We start from the raw sequence: 19,418 nt of genomic DNA, 5'->3' as shown, positions 1-19,418 counted from the left end.
AAAACTGCGTGGGCGTGGAAAACCGGATCAGATGGTTTGCACTTTCTCCGCCGGTGCGAGGCGCCATGCGCCGAACACAAGATTGACGACGATCGCCGTGAGCGTACCCGCGGCCATGCCGTTACCCAGCACGATCTGTAACGCGCCCGGAAACGCCGCATAAACATTCGGCACCAGCACCGGTATCAGTCCCACGACGAGCGCCGCGGCCAGCGTGTACTGATTGCCGCGCACGTGCAGGTCGACCTTGCCGAGCAGATCGATGCCCATCACGCCGATCATCGCGAAGACGATCAACGCGGTGCCGCCGACCACCGGCGCGGGAATCGCGTAAGCAAAGCGTCCGAGCGGCGCGAACAGCGCGATGAGCATCAGCATGGCGCCCGCCGTCGCGGTGACGTAGCGCGAACGCACGCCCGTGGTTTGCACGACGCCGATATTCTCCGCGCTGGTGATGATGAGCGAAGTGCCGAGCAGTGCGCCGATTAATGACGCCAGCGCATCGCCGCGAATCGTGCGCGGCACGTCGCGGCGCATGTCGATCTTTCTGCCCGTGATCTCGCCGACGGCCACCGTCTGGCCCGTTGCTTCGGCCATCGAGATCACGCTGAAAATCAGCATGGGCAGCGCGGCCAGCACATCGAAACGCGGCATGCCGAACGGCAGCAGCGTCGGCAGCGTAAAGAGCGGTCCGCTCCACAGCCCATTGGCGGGCATCAAGCCCATCGCCCAGCCAGCGAACGTGCCGGCGGCAAGACCTAGCAGCACCGCCAGGCGGCCCACCGTGCCCTTGAACAGTCGCGCCACCGCGAGCGTGGCCACGATCGTGAGCAGCGCGAGTCCAAGCGATTGGGGCCGCGCGAAACCCGGCGTGCCCGGCTGTCCGACCACGATACCGGCATAGATCTTGATCAGGCTCACCGACACGAGGACCAGCATCGTGCCCACCACCACGCGGGGAAAGAACCGCAAGCAGCGCGCGAATACCGGCAGCACGATCCAATAGAACAGGCTGGTGAGAATCGCGGCGCCGGCCGCCGTGCGCATATTCGTTTGCGTCGCGATAACCGCGAACAGCATCGCGGGCGCGCCGCCCGGCACCATCACGAAGGGCAGACGCGCGCCGATCGATCCCGCACCGAGCGATTGCAGCAGCGTGCCCGCGCCGCAGACGAAGAAAGTGGCACCGATCAGATGCACGGTCATCTCCGATGGCAGCGACAACATGCGCGACACCAGAAACACCGCGGTGACGGGCGAAGCGGCCATCGACAGCACATGTTGCAGGCCGAACAGCACGAGTTGCCACGCGGGCAAGCGCGCGTCGACGCTATGAATGGCAGGTTCTGGATTCACGTTACCCTCGCAGTTTGAAGCGCAGTGAAGCGCAATGACGCTGTCAGTTACGCGCGCAGCCACGGCAATTGCTCGCGGCTGTAGCGGAAGGTCTGAAACACGCTGTTCAACTGGCCCGGACCGGTTTTACGCGCCGCTTCATCCGGGTATTCGCCGAACCACGGAATCACGTACTCCCACACCACTTCCACTGCCGGAGTCACTTCGAATAAACGCCCGGTGGCCGACTCGGTAATGTGCGTATTGCCGTTCGCGAGCCGCTGCGCGTTGCCCATGAACGCGCTGTAGAACATGTTCACCATGTCGTCCGCGTATGACCACACCACTTCGCGGCTGACAGGATCGATCTCCAGCACTCGCGAGAACACCACGTGCGCGCCAGCGCGGAAATTGCCGTTGTCGAAGGTGAGAATGTTGCCGTTGGCGAGCGCCACCGGCGCATGCTGATGCGAAACCACGCTCGGTGGAATATGCATTGTCACGGCGCCCGTTTGACGATCGACCGCGATGATGCCGGACGTGGTGCGCAAACTCATCAGCACCTCGCCCTGTGCGTTCACACCGAGCCCGTTCACGAGCGGCCAGTGATAGCGGCCGAAGCCGGGCGCAATAGGAAAGTCCTTGGGATTCAGGTGCTCCCAGGCTTTCCATTCCCATACAAGTTCGCCCGCTCGATTCACTTCGCGGATCACGTCGCCGTACATCGCCTCTTCGGGGCCATGCGCGGTGCCGCCCGGCACGCGATCCGCGAAACCTGCCGGCACCGGTGCGCATGCGGCATAGAGCAGATTGCCGTTCGGCAGCCACTGCGCGTCATGGTGATGCGCCGGGTCTTGGTAACGCCAGACCACTTCGCCTTGCGGGGTGACCTCGTAGAAATCGCCGCCATGCCACATCGACCACGGTGCGTAGCGATCTTCCGAGTCCGCATGATTGCCGTTGTAGCCGAGATTGCCGTTCGGCAGAATCACCGCATGACGGCCGGGACGCACCGGCATGTGCCATTCGTGCACCACCTCGCCGCCGATATCCACGAGATACACGCGCCCGCCTGCCGTCTGCGGCGCGATCAGCGTGTAGCCGCCGGCGGACAGTTTCGGGTCGTGAGCAATAAGGCCGACGCCGCGGCGGCGCTGGGTAATTTGGTCGACTGTGGTGGTCACGATTCGCTCCGTTAAGATGGTGGAACAAATCTAGGCCATTCGATGCGTCAGGAAAATCTGATTGTTCTATACGGGCCGTTCGATAAAACTATACAGTCCAGTCATGCGTCCAATATCACAGACATTCCGCTGCTTCGACGAGGTAGTCAGACGCGGTTCGATCCGAAAAGCGGCAGAAGCCCTGCATCTGACCGCTGCCGCAGTGCACCAGCAAATCCTCAATCTGGAGGAGCAGGTCGGCTCGCCGCTGTTCGACCGCCTGCCGCGCGGCATGCAGCTCACCACCGCCGGCGAGATCATCATTGCGGCAGTGCGGCGCGGCCAGCGCGATTTCGACAACGCCATGACGCAGGTGGAAGATCTGCGTTCGCTGCGGCGCGGGCATGTCAATCTGGCGGTGTCGCCGTCGTCCGCTGAGCAATTGGTGCCCGATGCGATCCAGGCCGCGATGGAGCGCTATCCGGGCGTGACCTACAGCGTGCGTTCGGGCAACGGCGAGAGCATCCTGAAGTGGGTGGAGAACGGCGAGGCCGACATCGGCTACGGTCTGCGCCGCAAGCCGCCGCCCGGTGTCGTGGAAGTGCGCGCGTTCGCGCAGTATCTCGGGCTGGTCACGCCGCCTGGGCATCCGCTCACGAAACTGCAGAAACGTCCACGCCTGCGCGAATGTCTCGACTATCCGCTCATCCTGATGACGCCGGATACCGAACTACGCGCCATGGTGGACCAGATCGATCACCGCGAAAGACGCAAGGCGCGTCCTCTGGTGGAAACCAGTTCTGTTTCCATGGTGCGGCGGCTCGTGGCGGACGGCGTCGGCATCGGGTTTCTGATCGCGGAGAACGTTGCCGAAGACGTCGCCGAGCGCAAGCTGGCATGGACACCGCTCGCCGATGCGGGCGCCCAATCGTTCAGTTGTCTGTATCAGCGCTCGGATCTGACGAGTACCGTGGCGATGAGCATGTTTCTGCAGTTCCTCGGTCAGGCGATCGAAACCATCGAGGACCGCTTTCACACGTCGACGCAATCGGTCCGCAAGCGTGGCACGCGCGTCAGTTAGGCGTATGGTCCGCCGCGCCGAATCGTTCGACGCACGCCTCGCGCACCCGTTCGACCGGCATCGACCAATCCTCGCCCGGCGCGCGTCGGAACAGACGCAACGTGTGCGGATACCACGGCGAATCGTTGCGATCGTGCAGCCAGCGCCAGTCGATATCTTTTTCCGGCAGCATCACCCAGCACGGCTTGCCGAGCGACGCGGCCAAATGCGCGGTAGACGTGTCCACGCAAATCACCAGATCGAGTTGCGCGATGATCGCGGCGCTGTCCGCGAAATCCGTCACGCGCGAGCCTAGGTCGAGCAGCGGTTGATCGGCGGCCGGCTGGCGCGCCTCGTCCTCGCCGCGCCCTTTTTGCAGACTCACGAAGCTCACGCCGGGCACGCTCCAAAGCGGCGCCAATATGGCGAGCGAAGGGATCGAGCGGTTCACATCGTTATGATGGTTCGCGTTGCCTTTCCATACCAGACCGATCCTGCGGCCGGAAGGCAGTGCGTCCAGCACGGGACGCCACCGCTCGACCAGCGCCGGCTCCGCCGCGAGACGCACGGCACGCGGAATCGTGTCCACACTCGTACGCAGATGCAGCGGCGCGCTCAGCAGGCTCGTCCAGCAGTCGTAAGCGGACGTTTGTGCGCGCGCGGTGTCGTGATCGAGCACGGCATCGACGCCGTCGACGCATGCCATCAGCCTGTGCAGCGACGGTGCGCACGCGAAGGCGATATGCGAGGCGCCCTGCGCTTTCAGCAAGGCGAAATAGCGGCTGAACTGAATCATGTCGCCGAGACCGTCCTCCTGCCACACCAGCAGCGACTTGTCGGCGAGCGTGTCGCCTTGCCACTGCGGGCAACCCAGCATCGCCACAGTCTTGTGATGCACGAAACCAGGTTGCTGGTAGCGGCATTCGTAAAGACGCCAACCCTCTTCAAAACGGCCCATGCCGAGCAGCAACACGCTCAGGCCGAATTTCGCATCGCCGTAATCGGCACGTAAAGCGAGCGCTCGCCGATACGCGCTTTCGGCCTCGGGGAATTGCATGAGTTGCGCCCTCGCCGCGCCTAGGTTGTAGTGCGCCTCGGCCATATCGGGGCACACGCCAAGCGCCTGCTCGAAAGCGTCGACCGCCGCCGGCAAACGATCCAGCCGGCGCAGCACGCACCCCAGGTTGTTGTGCGCGTGAACGAGATCGGGCCGCAGGCGGATCGCTTCCCGGTAAGCCGCTTCGGCCTCGAACAGATGCTCCATTTTGCACAGCGTCACACCGAGGTTGTAGTGCGCTTCGGCGTAATCGGGACGTTGCGCGATGGCGTCGCGATAAGCCGCTTCCGCTTCGGGCAAACGTTCGAAATCGGCGAGCACGGTGCCGAGATTCAGCAGGGCTTCCGCGTAATCCGGACGAATGGCGAGGGCGAGGCGAAAAGCCAGCTCGGCTTCGGTGTGACGAAACGTCGCCTTCAGCACGCCGCCGAGGTTGTTGAGCGCCTCCGGATACTGCGGTCGAATTGTCAGTGCCTCGCGATAGGCGGCGTCCGCTTCGGCGAGACGGCCCAATTCCATCAGCACGTTGCCCAGATTGTTATGGACTTCGGCATGAGCCGGCAGTCCCGGCAGTGCATCCCGGAACGCCGCTTCCGCTTCCTGCGGGCGGCGCAGTTCATGCAACACGATGCCGCGGTTGTAATGGGCTTCGGCGTAGTCCGGGCGAATGGCCAGCGCCTGGCGATACGACGCCTCCGCTTCCTCCTTGTAGCCGAGCCCGTAGAGCACGGCGCCGAGATGATTGCGGGCGTCCGGGTCGCCGGGCCGCAGCGCGACCAGTTGCCGGTACATCGCCTTGGCCGCCGACAGACGACCGAGCGACTTGAGCAGCATGCCGAGGCTGCCGTACACGTCGGCATAGTCCGGTCTGAGTTGCAGACAGCGGCGCCAATAGCGTTCCGCCTCGGCGGGACGCTGCAAGGCGAACGAACAGGCCCCGGCGATATTCAACGCGTCGGCGAGGGCGCCATCCGGCATCGCATCGCCGTCGACGAGCGGCGTCACCATCGACAAAGCCTCGGCGAATTGGCCGGCCGAGAACGACGAGACGGCCCGCTGGTTGATATCGTCGATCGGGGATGCGAGCTGCGTGTGGTTCATGAGTCGTGGTAACTGGAGTCGGCGATAAGCCGGCCGGGTCGGTCGCATGCGCCGCGCCCTGACCGGCGCTTCGGCTGCGGGTACGGGTCGCGCCAAAGCCTCGGTGCAGCCGCGAAAGCGGAACATGTACCACGCAGCTTACGTGAATCGGCGCGCCTGTAACGCGGCGAAATGAACGGCTTTCGGCCTTCTAATCCCACGCTATAACGAGCATGACAAACAAAAAGACGGCGCGGCGATGTTAGAATCGCCCGCGTCTTTACACCCGACATCATGAATCCACGCTCTCGCAACCACCTGACCGCATGGCTTGGCCTGTTCGCCATGTGGCTCGTCGTGTTCGCGCCGGTCGTGAGTCAGATGTTGATGGCAAACCGCGCGCACGAGCCCTTCGCCGCGCTCTGTTCGGTATTGCAGCCGCGCAATTTCAGCGTGGTCGGCACGGCGAGCGTGACCACGCAGGCTGCCCCGGCACCGGTCAATCTCAGCCATGACGACGCGTTCGGCGCGTGCGGCTACTGTCATCTGCTTCAACACCACGTCGCCATGCCGACGGTCGCCGCCGCCGAGCCGCCGGCCGCTCTCGCGCTTGCCGGCACTGCGCCGCCCACACTCTCCACCCGCTTCACGCCGCTCGGCGCCTTTCCGTCCGGCCGTCCCAGAGCTCCGCCCGTCGTTTCCTGATCGCCATCGGTCCTGATCGCGCATTCGTCGCACCCGTCGAGGGGGCGCGCGATCGTCTGTTCCATGCATCGAGGAAACGTTCATGTTCAACTTCGCCCTGCGAAGGCTGCCCTTTTGCGCCTGCCGTGGCGCGCGCGGCGTCTCGCTTCAACCGCTGCCCCGGCCGCTCCTGTCCGGCTATCTGCCGGCCATCGTTCCGGCGTTTGTTCCCGCGTTTGTTCCCGCGTTTGTCCCGGCATTTGTTCCGGCCTTCATCGCCTCGTCCGCTCATGCGCAGAGCGCTAGCGCAGACGCCGCGCTGCCCGCCATCAGCGTCAGCGCGAATGCCGCCGCCGCGCCGCGCGCTGTCGATCCCAAGCTGCCGGCCTCGGTCGAAACTGTCACCCGCGAGCAGTTCGACAACTGGAACGTCGTCAACACCGAAGACGTCCTGAAGTACATGCCGAACCTCGCCGTGCGCAAGCGCTTTATCGGCGATCTGAATTCGATCATCGCCGTGCGCGGCACCAGCAACACGCAAAGCGCGCGCGGTCTGGTCTACGCGGACGGTCTGCTGCTCAGCAATCTGCTCGGCAACAGCTATTCGTTTCCGCCGCGCTGGTCGATGGTGTTTCCCGACGAGATCCAGCAGGTCGATGTGATCTACGGGCCGTTTTCCGCGCTCTATCCGGGCAACTCACTCGGTGCGACCGTGCTCATCAGCACGCGCATGCCGAAACAGTTCGAAGCGAGCGCCGACGTCAAGGCCTTCACGCAGCACTTCAGCCTGTTCGGCGTGAACCAGAATTTCAACGGCAGCGAAGCGAGTGCGACACTCGGCAACCGCATCGGCAAGTTCTCGTTTCTGCTCGGTGTGAATCACCTGGAAAACACCAGCCAGCCGCTGCAATTCGCCACGCTCGCCAAGTCCCGCACGCCCGCCAAAGCCGGCGACACGCCGGTCACCGGCGCGTACTTCTACAACAACCAGACCAACACGCCGACAGCGGTGCCCGGCGTGAACGGCGAAGGCATCGAACACACGGTGCAGGACCAGTTCAAGCTGAAGATGCAGTACGACTTCACGCCGACACTGCAGGCCGGCTTCACGCTCGGCTATTGGCATCAGACGTACAACAGCCAGACCTCGAGCTTTCTGCGCGATGCGAACGGCAATCCGGTCTACAGCGGCAAAGTCGCGATCGACGGCTACGAGTACACGATTCCCGCCGCCGCGCTCGCGCCGAGTCTCGGCCATAGCGAGAACTGGCTGTATGGCGTGTCGCTGAAAACGCGCAATACCACCGGCTGGAACGGCGAAGCGATCGCTTCGTACTACGACGTCAGCAACAGCGTGGCGCGCACCGCGAATTCCGGCGCGCCGGGCAACGGTCCGGGCACCGTGCTCTTCGGCGACGGCGCCGGCTGGAAAACGCTCGATCTGCGCAGCACCTACACGCCCGCGACGAATCAGGCCGGGCTCGCGAATCACGCGCTGAGCTTCGGCTATCACTACGACAACTACTTCGTCGACAACGAAAGCTACAACACGCTGAACTGGCGCGACGGCGCGGCCACGTCGTTCGCCAACGCGTTTGCCGGCAAGACGCAGACCCAGGCGCTCTACGCGCAGGATGCCTGGCGCTTTCTGCCGCGCTGGAAGCTCGTCTACGGCGTGCGCTATGAAGACTGGCAGGCTTATGGCGGCTCGCAGTCGCTGGGCGGCACGACGCTGCCGTATAGCGACGTGAGCCAGCAGCACTTCTCGCCGAAAGCCTCCTTGTCATTCGACGTCACCGACGATCTGATCTTGCGCGCGTCGATCGGCCGCGCCTATCGCTTTCCGACGGTCGGCGAGCTGTTTCAAGGGCAGATCAACGGCTCCGCGATCGTCAACAACAATCCGAACCTGAAGCCCGAAGACGATCTATCAAAGGAACTGAGCGCCGAATGGGCGCACTGGAACGGCGTATTCCGCTTCTCGCTGTTTCAGGACGACGTGAAGAACACGATCTTCAGTCAGACCGATACGACCGTGATTCCGAACGTGACGAACTTCCAGAACATCGGCAAAGTCCGCTCGCGCGGCGTCGAAACGAGCTACTCGGGACAGGACGTGCTGGTGCGCGGCCTGGATCTGCTGGCAAGCGTGGCCTACACGCAGTCGAAGATCATCGCCAACGCGCAGAACCCGGCCTCGGTCGGCAAGTACTTCTACCGGATTCCGCTGTGGCGCGCGAATCTCGCCGCGACGTACCACTTCGACGAACGCGCCGCGCTCACGCTGGCCGCGCGCTATTCCGGCCGTCAGTACAACACGCTCACCAACACGGACACGAATCCGGATGTGTTCGGCGGTACCAGTTCGTACACGGTGGCCGACGCGAAATTCAGCTACAAGCCGACCAGGCTGAGTGAAATTGGCGTTGGTGTCGACAACCTGTTCGATGCCCGCTACTTCGTCTATCACCCGTATCCCGGACGTACGTTCTACGTGGAAGCGAAGCTGCGCATGTGAGCGCGCTGAAACCAGGCGCTTACGCATCCACGTCGCTCGAACTGTTCGATTCATCTTTGCTTCAGGAGGATTTCATGTCCACCACCACTGGCGCCGACGTCCGGCGCGTCACGCCGGCGACCACCGCTGTCCATCCAGGCTATCGCACGCTCTGGCGCTGGCATTTCTACGCGGGTCTCTTCGTGATGCCGTTTCTGGTCGTGCTGGCGATCACCGGCACGCTGTATTGCTTCCAGCCGCAAATCGAGCCGCTGCTCTATCCGGGGCGCCTGATCGTCGCGCCGCAAGCCGCGCCGAAGCTGCCCGAAGAAGCGCTGCTGGCGAGAGCGCGCGCGGCCATGCCACCGACCGCGCTCGCGCTGACCGCGGTTGTCGCGAACGCACCGGAGCACAGCGCCGAATTCGTCTTCCGTCTCGCGGACGGCGATAAGCAGAGCGTCTATGTGAACCCCTATACGGGCGCGGTGCTGGGCACGCTAAGCGTTGAGCGCCGCTTCATGCAAGTGGACCGGATGCTTCATCGCAAGCTGCTGCTCGGCAAACCCGGCGAGCTGCTGATGGAGCTGGCCGCATGCTGGACGCTCGTGATGATCGGCACAGGCGTCGCGTTGTGGTGGCCGCGCGAGAAAACCACTGCACGTGCGGCGCTGTTGCCGCGCTTTGCGCTGAAGGGACGCGCGCTGTGGAAGAACCTCCATGCCGTGATGGGCGTCTGGCTCGCGCTCGGCGCGCTCGCGTTCGTGTTGACGGGACTGCCGTGGACGGGTTCGTGGGGCAAGCAATTCAAGGCGCTCGCGACCGCCGCGAATCTCGGTGCGCCACCGGGTTCGCGGGGCGCTTTGCCAATGCGTTCCGTCATGCCAGCAAAGAACGGCGCGCAGCACTCCGCACCGGACACGCACGCGGACAACACGGCGCACAATGAGCACGCCGAACACAACGGCCACGGCGTCCATGACGCCAGTATGAACTCGATGCCCGGCATGGTGATGGACGACCTGCCGCTGCCGCTCACGCCTTGGGCCGTCGGCAACACACGCGTGCCCGACTCCCGCCCACCCACCGCCGCCGACGAGGCGGGCGCCGCGCATCCGCTGCCGCTCGGACGCGTCGTCGCGCTGGTTGCCTCGCTCGGCGTGACGGAGGGCTACAACATCGTGCTGCCTGCTTCCGCGACTGGCGTCTACACCGTCTCGTACTTTCCGGACGATCCGAAAGACCAGCGCACGCTGTACATCGACCAATACAGCGGCGCAGTTCTGAAGGACATCCGCTATGCAGATTACGGTGCGGTGTCGAAGGCCGTGTCGTACGGCACGTCGCTGCATATGGGCCGTTATTTCGGCGTCGCCAATCAGATTCTCTGCGCCGTGATTTCTATGGGACTGGCGGCGATGGCCATCACCGGCTGCGTGATGTGGTGGAAGCGGCGGCCGCAACGCTCGCTCGGGGCACCGTCGCGCGAACGCGCCGCGCCGCCGATGCGCGGCTGGAAAATCGGCCTCGTCCTGCTCGGCATCGTGTTCCCATTGATGGGCGCCACGCTGCTTGCGGTGTGGCTTGTGGACCGGGCGATCTTCGGCCGTGCCGCGCGGCGGGCGGCGACGCCGTGACGGCGGCTGCCTAGCCGTTTGTGTGGTTGGGGGAAGGCGGGACGCGGCTTGCCTGGAATACGCCTAAAACAGGCCCGGAATGACGCGATAACGCACGCGGCGCTTGTAGGTCCGATAGCCTTCATCCGCGGAGAGAAGCCGCTCTTCGCGCACGATGCGCCCCACCTGCAACGCGAACTGGCACCCGTACACCAGCAGGTTTTGCAGGCCGAAGTTCACCAGCAGGAAGCCGATGTCGGTGATGAAGTAACCAAGGTACATCGGATGCCGAATGAAACGATAGGCACCGCGCGATACGACGCCGCGATTGGCGGGCAAGATGCCGAACGAGCGGCGCAGCGACGCCTTGGCGAACAGTTGCCAGCCTATCCCCAGCAGTTGCAGCGCGGCGCCCACAGCCTCCGGCACGAGCTGCACGCCGGGCGCGAGACGCACGGCGAGGAAATAGTACGTGCCGCCCATTGCACACAAGAAAGCGAACGGCCGCCAATCGCGTCTCATGGGCACCCGCGATACGAGCGACAGTCCGACCGTGAAACATGCGGAAACCACCAGAAATAACAGCGTGATTCGCGAGGGCGCCGCGCGCCATTGCGTGATCGCGGCATAGGCGAACAGACTCAGCATGGTCGCCGCGCCCGCGCGCGCGGCTACTTCCACCACCGCCTCGCGCCAGCCGCCGGCATTGCCCGTTTCCGCCGGCATGGCACCGGTCAGGGTGGCGCCTTCGGTAGTGACGGCGAGTGGCTGGTTTTGCAAAGGTGTCGTCGGGGTCATGGCGCGCTCACTTGGAAATACGCAGGATTTGCGAAGCCAGCTGCGAAAAGCACGGCTTCAGATCGGCTGGTGTCGCGGCGTAGCAATACACGCCGACCGGCTGTTTTGGGTTGTAGCATCGCGATAGCGAATCCGCCGTGTTGGCCATGCACTTGAGCACGTCCTGGCCGAGCTCGTTGTCCGGACCGGCGGGCTTGGTCAGCTCATTGCCGTAGCCGAGTGTGAACACGTAGGTGCCTTCGGCACGCGCCGCTGCGGCCATCGCTTCGAGCAGATTGCGCGATACGCGGTTGACGTTCACATACGTCGCATTGCCGTTCGACACCACGCGCGGCGAGGTCACGGGCCAGATCGGGAAGGTCTGCTCGTTGACGTTGTGAGCGTTGTACCACTTCGGCATGGCGGTCACGAAGCCCGACGTATCGTTCTGATAACACGGCGACGCCAGCTTCTGACTCAGGGCATTGATGCTGAATAGTCCGGAGGCGGAACCGCTTGGACCATCGCCGCTCGCGAGCGTGGTGGAGATGTTGTTGCACTTGCTCTGGTTGGTCGTAAAAAACGACGAGAAGCTATTCGGTGCGCCATCCGAGAAGAACACGATGACGCGCAGGCTCGAAGGTTGTGTAATTACCGTGTTCAACTGGTTGCGCGCGTTCCACAGTGCCTCCGGGGAGTTGGTGCTGCCGTCGAACGTGTACTTGTTGATATCCGTGGTCATCGTTGCGCGATCGAAACCACGCGTGTTGCCCTTGAACGGTACATCCACCACCGTGCCGTACGCGAAGTGCATCAGCGCGACGCGGTCATTCGTCACGTCGAAATTATTGAGAAACGCCACCGCATTCGAGCGCACCGCAGCCGGCACGCCAGACGTGTTAAGCGACTTGGTGTTATCGATCACAAACACCATATCCAGCGTCTTGCGAATCGCCTGCGAAGACGAACTCACGTTCAGCACATTGAATCCAAGTACTTTCGAGAACGTAACCGGCACGCTCGCCTGCGCGGTCATGCCGATCGTCACCGTGCCGGCGTTGAACACGATCGACGGCGTACCCGCGCTCACGCTCGAGCCGAGAAAACCCGCCGGATAGTTCGCCGCGAAAAACGCCGTTGCGGCCTGCTGTGCGTTATTGGTCTGCTCCGTCTGGTTGTTACCGCGCGTGACTGCTTCGCCGGCCGCGATCACTGCGCCATCGGTGGCGGCGTCCAGACGCGCCTTGATCATATAGCCGAAACCGGAATCCACCGCGAGGCCGAGGATGCCCAACAAGGCGATCAGCGACACCGCCACGAAAATGCTGACCGATCCTCTCTGCCGCCTTCTGAATGCCGCTTTTGTTTTCGCTTTTGTTTTCATTGCTACCCCCGGTCCTGCGTTTTTCTTATCTAATCAGGCATTTCTTCGCCGCGTCAGAACACCGTCATTGCATAGAGATTCGGCGAAAGAGCGGGCGTCGTGAAGCCGCGGCCCAGATTCAGCGAGCCGATTAGCGGCGTCTGTAAATAGAACGCCTCTACCGCGTACGCGATCTGGCCGTCCGAAAGCTTGCCTTGCAGCAGATTGACCACCGGCGACGCCGTCCCGGCCGCGGGAATGCCGCTGCAACTGCCGCTGCCGTCCGTCGCCCAGTTCGTGCCGCTGCTGCCGCAGCTCCACAGCTTGCTCGCCGGAGCGTAGTTGCCGCCGTTCCAGCGATATTGCGCGACCACCACGCCCGTGCAATTGTTACCGTTGCTGTCGCAGTTGTTGTTGCCCATGATCTCGGTGATGTAGATCATGCCGTGTGCGCTCATGTTGAGCGGCGGCGTGGTTGCGCTGAGCGAGGACATGATGGTCTGCATCGGAAACGTAAGCGATGCGCGCGAGGACAGGTTCGCGCCTTCGCGGCTCACGTTGATCAGAATCATCTGCGCCTGGATGTTGCGCGCAATGTCGTACACCGGCAGCGCGAGCGCCACCATGATTGGCAGCAACAGCGCCATCTCCACCGTGACGATGCCTTTGGACGCGCGGCGGCTTGACGAGGAACGTGTGCGCATGTCAGAAGCCCTCGTTGCGCATCGTCGCCGCGACACTGAAGCTGAACTTGCCATTGGCGAAGAACGGCTTGACCAGCGGCGTCAGAAGCGGCCAGATGCAGTTGATCTGCAGCACCACGATGTCGCCCGGATTGCCGAACATGCCGGTGCTGTAACTTGTTTGCGTGTTGTAGCTTTGAGTCGCCCCGTTGATGGTGATCACGTAACTCGGGGAGACGAGCGAATAGAGACCCATCGAGCTGTTTTTGATCTCCTGCACGACAGCCAGATAGCGCTGCTGATTGGTCGCGTTCGGATCGAGGTTGGTCTGCCCCGTTACCGAATAGCGCGCGCCTTCCCGCACCGCGTATTGCATGGTCAGATTGACCCACAGCGCAATGCCGAGATCCATCGCAAAGCACACCAACAGAAGCAGCAGCGGCGCGATCAATGCAAACTCGATCGTGGCCACGCCGCGTTGCTTGCGCGTGAGCCCGCGCCTGCCTGCGCGCACCTCCCCGCTAAAGATCGACGTGTGGCGAGCGGATTTCATTTCGTCTCCTTGTCCAGCACCGGCACCGGCTTGCGGGCGAGCCCCGCGCCGCGTCCGGCGTGCAGACGCAGCGGCCAGCACAATGCTTCCAGCAACGAGCGCGGCTGCGCACCGTCGTCGAGACCGGTGGCCGGCCACTCTTCTTTGGCGGGCACCCACTGCGTATCGAACAGGTGATCCCATAGCGGCAGCAGTTGCGTGAAGTTATGGTTGAAATGCTCGGTGCGGTTCGAATGATGCAGCCGGTGATACTGCGGATTGTTGACCCACGTGATATAGCGGCCAAGGTCCACGCGCAGGTTCAGATGCGCGAAATAATTGCCGAGCATGAAAATGATCGACGTCGATCCGACGATCCAGGGTTCGACCTTGAACAGCACGCCGATCAGCGGATAGAGCAGACAACCCTTGATGAGCGATTCGACCCAGTGGTGCCGCCACGTGACCGTGACATTGAATTCGACCGCGCTATGGTGCAGCGAATGCAGCTTCCACAGCACGGGCCATGTATGCTGCAGCCGGTGAAACGCATACTCGAGCACGTCGATCGTGAGCAGCACGATCACGAACGAAGCCAACGCGCCCACCCCGTGCGAGTTCAGAACGACCAGCCCGCCACCAAGAGCGTTCACGATCGCGACGCTCGCCGCCGCCGTCAACGGCTTCATCGCTTCCGCGAGCGCCAGATACACGCCCGCGTAGGTCACGTTGAAACGCTGGCCGGCGCGCGATTGCAGCATCGCCGCGGGCCAGCGCCGTTCGAGCGCCGCGCCCGCGGCCATCATCACCAGTCCGAGCGCGTACATCCGCAGCCACAGGCTTGCGTGCTGCAGGAGGTCAGGAAACGGGCTGGATGCGAGCATGGGATTCCCCGGTGTATGCCTGGCGTTCAACCGCCCGCCATACCTTGGACGGCCGGTGACAGCTGACGCACGATCTGGATCGCCGACGGACCGACCAGCACGGCCAGCAGTGTCGGAAAAATGAAAAACATCAGCGGAAACAGCAGCTTCAAAGCGATCTTCGCAGCCTGCTCTTCCGCACGCAAGCGTCGTTTGGTGCGCAGGTTGTCGGTATAAACACGGAGCGAGTCGCCCACGCTGGTGCCGAAGCGGTCCGCCTGGATCAGCATCGCGGCGAGCGTGTCGATATCTTCCACGCCGGTGCGCAGCGACAGGTTGCGCAGGGCCTTCTCGCGCCCCGAGCCGGCGCGCAGCTCCAGCAGCACCATGTCGAATTCGTCCTTGAGCGCGTGGCTCTTCACGCCGATTTCCTGGGTGACGCGCAGCATCGCTGCGTCGAGGCCGAGGCCCGCTTCCACGCAAACGGTCATCAGATCGAGCGCGTCGGGCAGATCCTCGAACAGCTTGCGCTGACGGCTTTCAACGAGGCGCCTCATGACCACGTTCGGCAGATAGAAGCCGAGCGCCGAGGCAGCCAGCACGGTCAGCAGCAAATAGATGCGCTCGCCGGCCTGGAAGGCGTTCCCGAAAACGATCAGCGCAATTGCCGGCAGCGCAAGCGCCAGCACAGTCTTGACAGCGAAATAGACGGCTGCCGCGGACGGCGTGCGAATACCCGCGTTCGCGAAGCGCAGACGCAGCACCGACTTGTCCCAGTCCTCTTTCGGCAGCGAAAGTCTGGCGACCCGCTCGGACATCTTCGTGACGGTCTCGACCCAGTTCTTTTGTGCACCGGTGTCAGCCTCGGCGGCGACACCCGGCTGCCCGATCTCTTCAATGCGCCGTTGCACCGGGTCGGGGCGCAGCAATGCCATCGCCTTCAGCGCCGCGCCGAACACGATCAGAAACATCACCCCCAGCAGCACGATCTGTTCAATTTTCATGGTCTGCGGGCCGAACCCGCTCTCCTCGTGTCGAAACCGTGATCTAGACGCGAATGCGCACCACTTTACGCATCCACAAGATACCGAACAGCATCATCGCGATCGCCACGCCGGCGATTTGCGGGCCCGCCGGGTCCTTCCAGAACACGCTGATGTAGCCGGGATTGAGCACCGACAGCAGCCCGAGAATGGCGAATGGCAACACGCCCAGCACCCAGGCCGACAACCGCCCTTCCGCCGACAGCACGCGCACCTTGCCGAGCAGCTTGAGCCGTTCGCGAATGATGCCGGCGATGGATCCGAGAATCTCCGCCAGATTGCCGCCTGCCTCGCGCTGGATCAGCACGGCGATCACGAAGTAGCGCAGATCCTCGACCGGCACGCGATTCACCATGTTCAGAAGCGCGTCGCTCATCGACACGCCGTAGTTGATCTCGTCGAACACCAGCGCGAATTCGCCGCCGAGCGGATTGGGTAGTTCTTCGCCGACCATGCCGAGCGCGGCCGGAAACGAATGGCCGGCGCGCAGCGCGCGGGCGATCAGATCGGCCGCGTCGGGCAACTGGCGTTCGAGCTGCAGCACGCGTTTGGTGCGCTTGCGGCAAAGAATCAGCGTGGGCAGCAGGCTCGCCACCACAGCGAACACGCCCATCACCGGCGCGGGCAATAGCAGCACAAACCCGCCCAAGGCGCCGAGCACCGCGCACAGCAACGTGTAGGTAACGAAGCGCGCCACCGACCACTTCAGTCCTGACTGCTGCAACTGCCGATCGAGCGCATGCACGCGCGGTATGCGAAGCAGCAACTGCGTGACGAACGGCGACTCGCTCAGCATGCGCTGCTTGAGAATCGAGAGCTGTTGGCTGCTCACGTTGCCGCCGGCGGAGAGCGCACGAATGCGCTCGTCCATGCGCTTGACGTCCTTGCCGTGGTGGCTGCTCCAGAACAGATAAACGGCCTCGATGGCCAGCACCACCGCGAGAAACGCGAGCACCGCAAAGCCGATAAACGACGTGTTCATGTCTCTCTCCTCAAAGCCGTTGCGCGCTCATACTTCGAAACGCCGTGCCGGATCGAACATCTGGTCCGGCAGCACGATGCCGAAGCCCGCCAGCCGTTCGCAGAATTTCGGCCGTACCCCGCTCGCACAGAAATAGCCTTTGATCATGCCGTTTTCGTCGACACCGGTACGCTTGAACGTGAAGATCTCCTGCATGTTGATGATGTCGCCTTCCATGCCGGTGATTTCGGAGATGCTCATCAGCTTGCGGCGTCCGTCGGTGAGTCGCGAAGCCTGCACCACGACCGTGATGGCCGACGCGATCTGCTGGCGGATCGCCTTGATCGGCATCGTCAGACCGGCCATGCCGACCATGTTCTCGAGCCGCGTGAGCGCGTCGCGCGGCGTGTTCGCGTGCAGCGTCGCCATCGACCCCTCGTGGCCGGTGTTCATGGCATGCAGCATGTCGAGCGCTTCGGCGCCGCGCACTTCGCCCAGCACGATACGGTCGGGGCGCATCCGCAGCGCGTTCTTCACCAGCGAGCGCTGCGAGATTTCGCCCTTGCCTTCGATATTCGGCGGCCGCGTTTCGAGCCGCAGCACGTGTTGCTGGCGCATCTGCAACTCGGCTGCGTCTTCGATCGTCACGACCCGCTCGTCCTCGGGAATGAAGCCGGAAAGCAGATTGAGCAGCGTGGTCTTGCCGCTGCCCGTGCCGCCCGAAATCAGTACGTTCAGCTTCGACTTGATCAGCGCTTCGAGCAGTTGCGCCATCGCGGGCGTGAAGCTCTGGTTGTTCACCATGTCGGTGACTGTGAGCGGATTCACCGCGAAGCGGCGAATCGACACCAGCGGTCCGTCGATCGCCGACGGCGGAATAATCGCGTTGACGCGCGAGCCGTCCGGCAGGCGAGCGTCGACCATCGGCGTGGATTCGTCGATCCGGCGGCCCACGCGCGAGACGATGCGCTCGATGATCTTCATCAGATGCGCGTCGTCGTAGAAAGTCACGTCGGTGTGTTCGAGGCGCCCGCGCCGCTCCACATATACGTGCTGGGACGTGTTCACCAGAATGTCGGAGATGGTCGGGTCGTTGAGCAGCGGTTCGAGCGGGCCGAGGCCGACCATTTCGTCGTGCACGTCCTGAGCGAGACGACGGCGCTCGAGTTCGTTCATCGGAATCTTGTCTTCGTCGACGATCCGTTCCACCAGTTGCGCCAGCTCGCGCCTGATCTGCTCGGGCGACAGCCGCTGCAGCTTGTCGAGCTCCACCCGGTCGATGATCGCCTGATGAATGTTCATCTTGAGCTGCTGATAGGCGCGCCGCGCCGCGAGGCTTTCAGTGGCTGCGCCCGCCGCGGCAGTTGCGGGACTGGCGCCGTCGAACGGCATCGCCCCGCTCTGGATCATCAACTGTTCGCGCAATGACATGGTGCTCTCCGCATTCTTTTCGATGACAAGCTAACCTGAACGAATTCAGGCGGTTCAGTGGCCGGGCTTCAGCTGCGGCGGCGAATTCGGCCGGCTTTGGAACAGGCGCCCGAGCACGCTCCTGCGCTCCGCAACCGGCAACGGCCACAGCAGCGCGGCCAGTTGCGAGATGCCTTGGGCGAGCGCTCCGCCCTTTGCGCCGGTCACGAGCGGCACGCCGTGATTCAGCGCCTCCGTGGCCTGCTTTTCGTCGCGCGGCAAGTGATGCGCGACCTTTGCGCCGAACGTTTCTTCGAGCGTCGCCAGGTTGATGCGCGCGTTCTTGTCGTACTGGTTGACGATCACTTTCACCTTGCTCGCCGGATAGCCGAGCTCCTTGAAAATGTCGAGCATGCGGCGGCCCGCGTGCAGGTACAGAATGTTCTGCCGCACCACCATGCAGATCGAGTCGCTGTGATCGAGCGCGTGAATCGCGAGCGGATTGATGTTCTGGCCGACGTCGATCAGCACCGCATCGTATTGCTCGCGCACCAGCGTGAGAATCCGTTCGAGATGCGCGGCGCGCAGTTCGCCCGACTTGACGGGATCGCCCGCGCCGGCCAGCACGTCGAGATTCGCGTGTACGTGCATCACGCAAGATTCGAAGAAAGCGGCGTCGAGCCGGTCGATCTGCGAGCACAGGTCGGCGAGTGTGGCGGGCGGCGCCTTGTCGGCGACCAGCAGGCTCGCATCGGCGAATTGCTGGTTGAGGTCGATCAACAGCACGCGCTTGTCGCGCAAGGCGGCCAATGCATAGGCGAGATTCACGGCGATCAGTGTCGTGCCGCTGCCGCCCTTGCAGGAGGTGAACGACACCACACGGCCGTCGCGGCGCGTGCCGCCGTGTTTCTTTGCCGAGACGTGAGCGAGCGCGTCGGCGATCTCGGCGTCGTTCAGCGGCCAGGAGAGCACGTGCCGCACGCCGACCCGCATCGCCGCCATCAGCAGCGCCGTGGACGGCGCCGGGGTGACCAGCATGCAATGCAGGTTCGGCAGCTGCGACAACACCTCCTCGATGCCGCCCAGGTCGCGCGGCGCCAGGTCGGCGTCGTCGACGATCAGCAGATCGGCGCTCCTGATCGCCGCGGCGTGCACGCGCAATTGCTTTGCTGTACCGTGCAGCGTACGCAGACGAAACGCAATGCCGCTTGCCTCGAGACGCGCCGCGATGTGCGGCGCACGCTCGGCGCTGGACGAAACGAGAAGAGTGTCGATCATGGTAAGTCTCCGCTGGCTC

The 19,418-nt window shown here is 63.5% G+C and carries 16 protein-coding genes; 4 read left to right on the top strand and 12 right to left on the bottom strand.

What is annotated here, in order from left to right:
- Positions 1 to 27: 27 nt before the first annotated feature.
- Positions 28 to 1,356 carry a uracil-xanthine permease family protein gene (locus tag BPHYT_RS22990; protein ID WP_012426516.1) on the bottom strand — a complete coding sequence of 443 codons (1,329 nt, stop codon included), beginning with the start codon at positions 1,354 to 1,356 and terminating at the stop codon, positions 28 to 30.
- Positions 1,357 to 1,403: 47 nt separating this feature from the next.
- Positions 1,404 to 2,519, bottom strand: a complete 1,116-nt coding sequence (locus BPHYT_RS22985) for an aryl-sulfate sulfotransferase (RefSeq protein ID WP_012426515.1) — start codon at positions 2,517 to 2,519, stop codon at positions 1,404 to 1,406.
- A 103-nt stretch (positions 2,520 to 2,622) separates the two neighbouring features.
- Between BPHYT_RS22985 and BPHYT_RS22980 the strand changes: the two genes are divergently transcribed.
- Positions 2,623 to 3,579, top strand: coding sequence for a LysR family transcriptional regulator (locus BPHYT_RS22980; RefSeq protein ID WP_049869241.1), 957 nt, complete (start codon positions 2,623 to 2,625; stop codon positions 3,577 to 3,579).
- Here the strand turns inward: BPHYT_RS22980 and BPHYT_RS22975 are convergent.
- The gene (locus tag BPHYT_RS22975; protein ID WP_012426513.1) at positions 3,572 to 5,716 is read right to left on the bottom strand and encodes a tetratricopeptide repeat protein; all 2,145 of its coding nucleotides are present in this window, start codon (positions 5,714 to 5,716) and stop codon (positions 3,572 to 3,574) included. The genes BPHYT_RS22980 and BPHYT_RS22975 overlap by 8 nt on opposite strands.
- 273 nt (positions 5,717 to 5,989) lie before the next feature.
- On the opposite strand from BPHYT_RS22975, the gene BPHYT_RS22970 reads away from it, so the two are divergent.
- The 3 genes from BPHYT_RS22970 to BPHYT_RS22960 all read left to right on the top strand — a co-directional run bounded on the left by BPHYT_RS22970 (position 5,990) and on the right by BPHYT_RS22960 (position 10,510).
- Positions 5,990 to 6,400 carry a DUF2946 domain-containing protein gene (locus BPHYT_RS22970; protein WP_012426512.1) on the top strand — a complete coding sequence of 137 codons (411 nt, stop codon included), beginning with the start codon at positions 5,990 to 5,992 and terminating at the stop codon, positions 6,398 to 6,400.
- An 82-nt stretch (positions 6,401 to 6,482) separates the two neighbouring features.
- Positions 6,483 to 8,897 (top strand): TonB-dependent receptor, encoded by a 2,415-nt coding sequence (locus BPHYT_RS22965; protein WP_012426511.1) that lies wholly within the window; start codon positions 6,483 to 6,485, stop codon positions 8,895 to 8,897.
- Positions 8,898 to 8,971: 74 nt separating this feature from the next.
- A complete protein-coding gene (locus tag BPHYT_RS22960) occupies positions 8,972 to 10,510 on the top strand; it encodes a PepSY-associated TM helix domain-containing protein (RefSeq protein ID WP_012426510.1) in 1,539 nt (512 codons plus the stop codon).
- 63 nt (positions 10,511 to 10,573) lie between these two features.
- On the opposite strand, the gene BPHYT_RS22955 is transcribed toward BPHYT_RS22960, so the two are convergent.
- The 9 genes from BPHYT_RS22955 to BPHYT_RS22915 are packed head-to-tail and all read right to left on the bottom strand — an operon-like array spanning position 10,574 to position 19,399.
- Positions 10,574 to 11,287, bottom strand: coding sequence for a methyltransferase family protein (locus BPHYT_RS22955; protein ID WP_012426509.1), 714 nt, complete (start codon positions 11,285 to 11,287; stop codon positions 10,574 to 10,576).
- A 7-nt stretch (positions 11,288 to 11,294) separates the two neighbouring features.
- On the bottom strand, positions 11,295 to 12,650 hold the full coding sequence (locus tag BPHYT_RS22950; RefSeq protein ID WP_012426508.1) for a vWA domain-containing protein: 1,356 nt from the start codon (positions 12,648 to 12,650) through the stop codon (positions 11,295 to 11,297).
- A 53-nt stretch (positions 12,651 to 12,703) separates the two neighbouring features.
- The gene (locus tag BPHYT_RS22945) at positions 12,704 to 13,333 is read right to left on the bottom strand and encodes a TadE/TadG family type IV pilus assembly protein (RefSeq protein WP_012426507.1); all 630 of its coding nucleotides are present in this window, start codon (positions 13,331 to 13,333) and stop codon (positions 12,704 to 12,706) included.
- Between the two features lies 1 nt (position 13,334).
- On the bottom strand, positions 13,335 to 13,865 hold the full coding sequence (locus BPHYT_RS22940; RefSeq protein ID WP_012426506.1) for a TadE/TadG family type IV pilus assembly protein: 531 nt from the start codon (positions 13,863 to 13,865) through the stop codon (positions 13,335 to 13,337).
- The gene (locus BPHYT_RS22935) at positions 13,862 to 14,728 is read right to left on the bottom strand and encodes a sterol desaturase family protein (protein ID WP_012426505.1); all 867 of its coding nucleotides are present in this window, start codon (positions 14,726 to 14,728) and stop codon (positions 13,862 to 13,864) included. Before BPHYT_RS22935 ends, BPHYT_RS22940 begins: the two co-directional genes overlap by 4 nt.
- A 26-nt stretch (positions 14,729 to 14,754) precedes the next feature.
- Positions 14,755 to 15,711: a type II secretion system F family protein gene (locus BPHYT_RS22930; RefSeq protein ID WP_012426504.1), complete on the bottom strand. Its 957-nt coding sequence runs from the start codon at positions 15,709 to 15,711 to the stop codon at positions 14,755 to 14,757.
- 43 nt (positions 15,712 to 15,754) lie between these two features.
- The gene (locus tag BPHYT_RS22925; protein ID WP_012426503.1) at positions 15,755 to 16,732 is read right to left on the bottom strand and encodes a type II secretion system F family protein; all 978 of its coding nucleotides are present in this window, start codon (positions 16,730 to 16,732) and stop codon (positions 15,755 to 15,757) included.
- 27 nt (positions 16,733 to 16,759) lie between these two features.
- The gene (locus tag BPHYT_RS22920) at positions 16,760 to 18,142 is read right to left on the bottom strand and encodes a CpaF family protein (protein WP_012426502.1); all 1,383 of its coding nucleotides are present in this window, start codon (positions 18,140 to 18,142) and stop codon (positions 16,760 to 16,762) included.
- Positions 18,143 to 18,196: 54 nt separating this feature from the next.
- Positions 18,197 to 19,399 carry an AAA family ATPase gene (locus BPHYT_RS22915; RefSeq protein WP_012426501.1) on the bottom strand — a complete coding sequence of 401 codons (1,203 nt, stop codon included), beginning with the start codon at positions 19,397 to 19,399 and terminating at the stop codon, positions 18,197 to 18,199.
- Positions 19,400 to 19,418: the final 19 nt, after the last annotated feature.

This window comes from Paraburkholderia phytofirmans PsJN (assembly GCF_000020125.1).
In the GTDB taxonomy this organism is placed as follows: Bacteria; Pseudomonadota; Gammaproteobacteria; order Burkholderiales; family Burkholderiaceae; genus Paraburkholderia; species Paraburkholderia phytofirmans.
The sequence above is the reverse complement of the archived record's forward strand: the minus strand, read 5'-3'. Positions and strand labels throughout refer to the sequence as shown.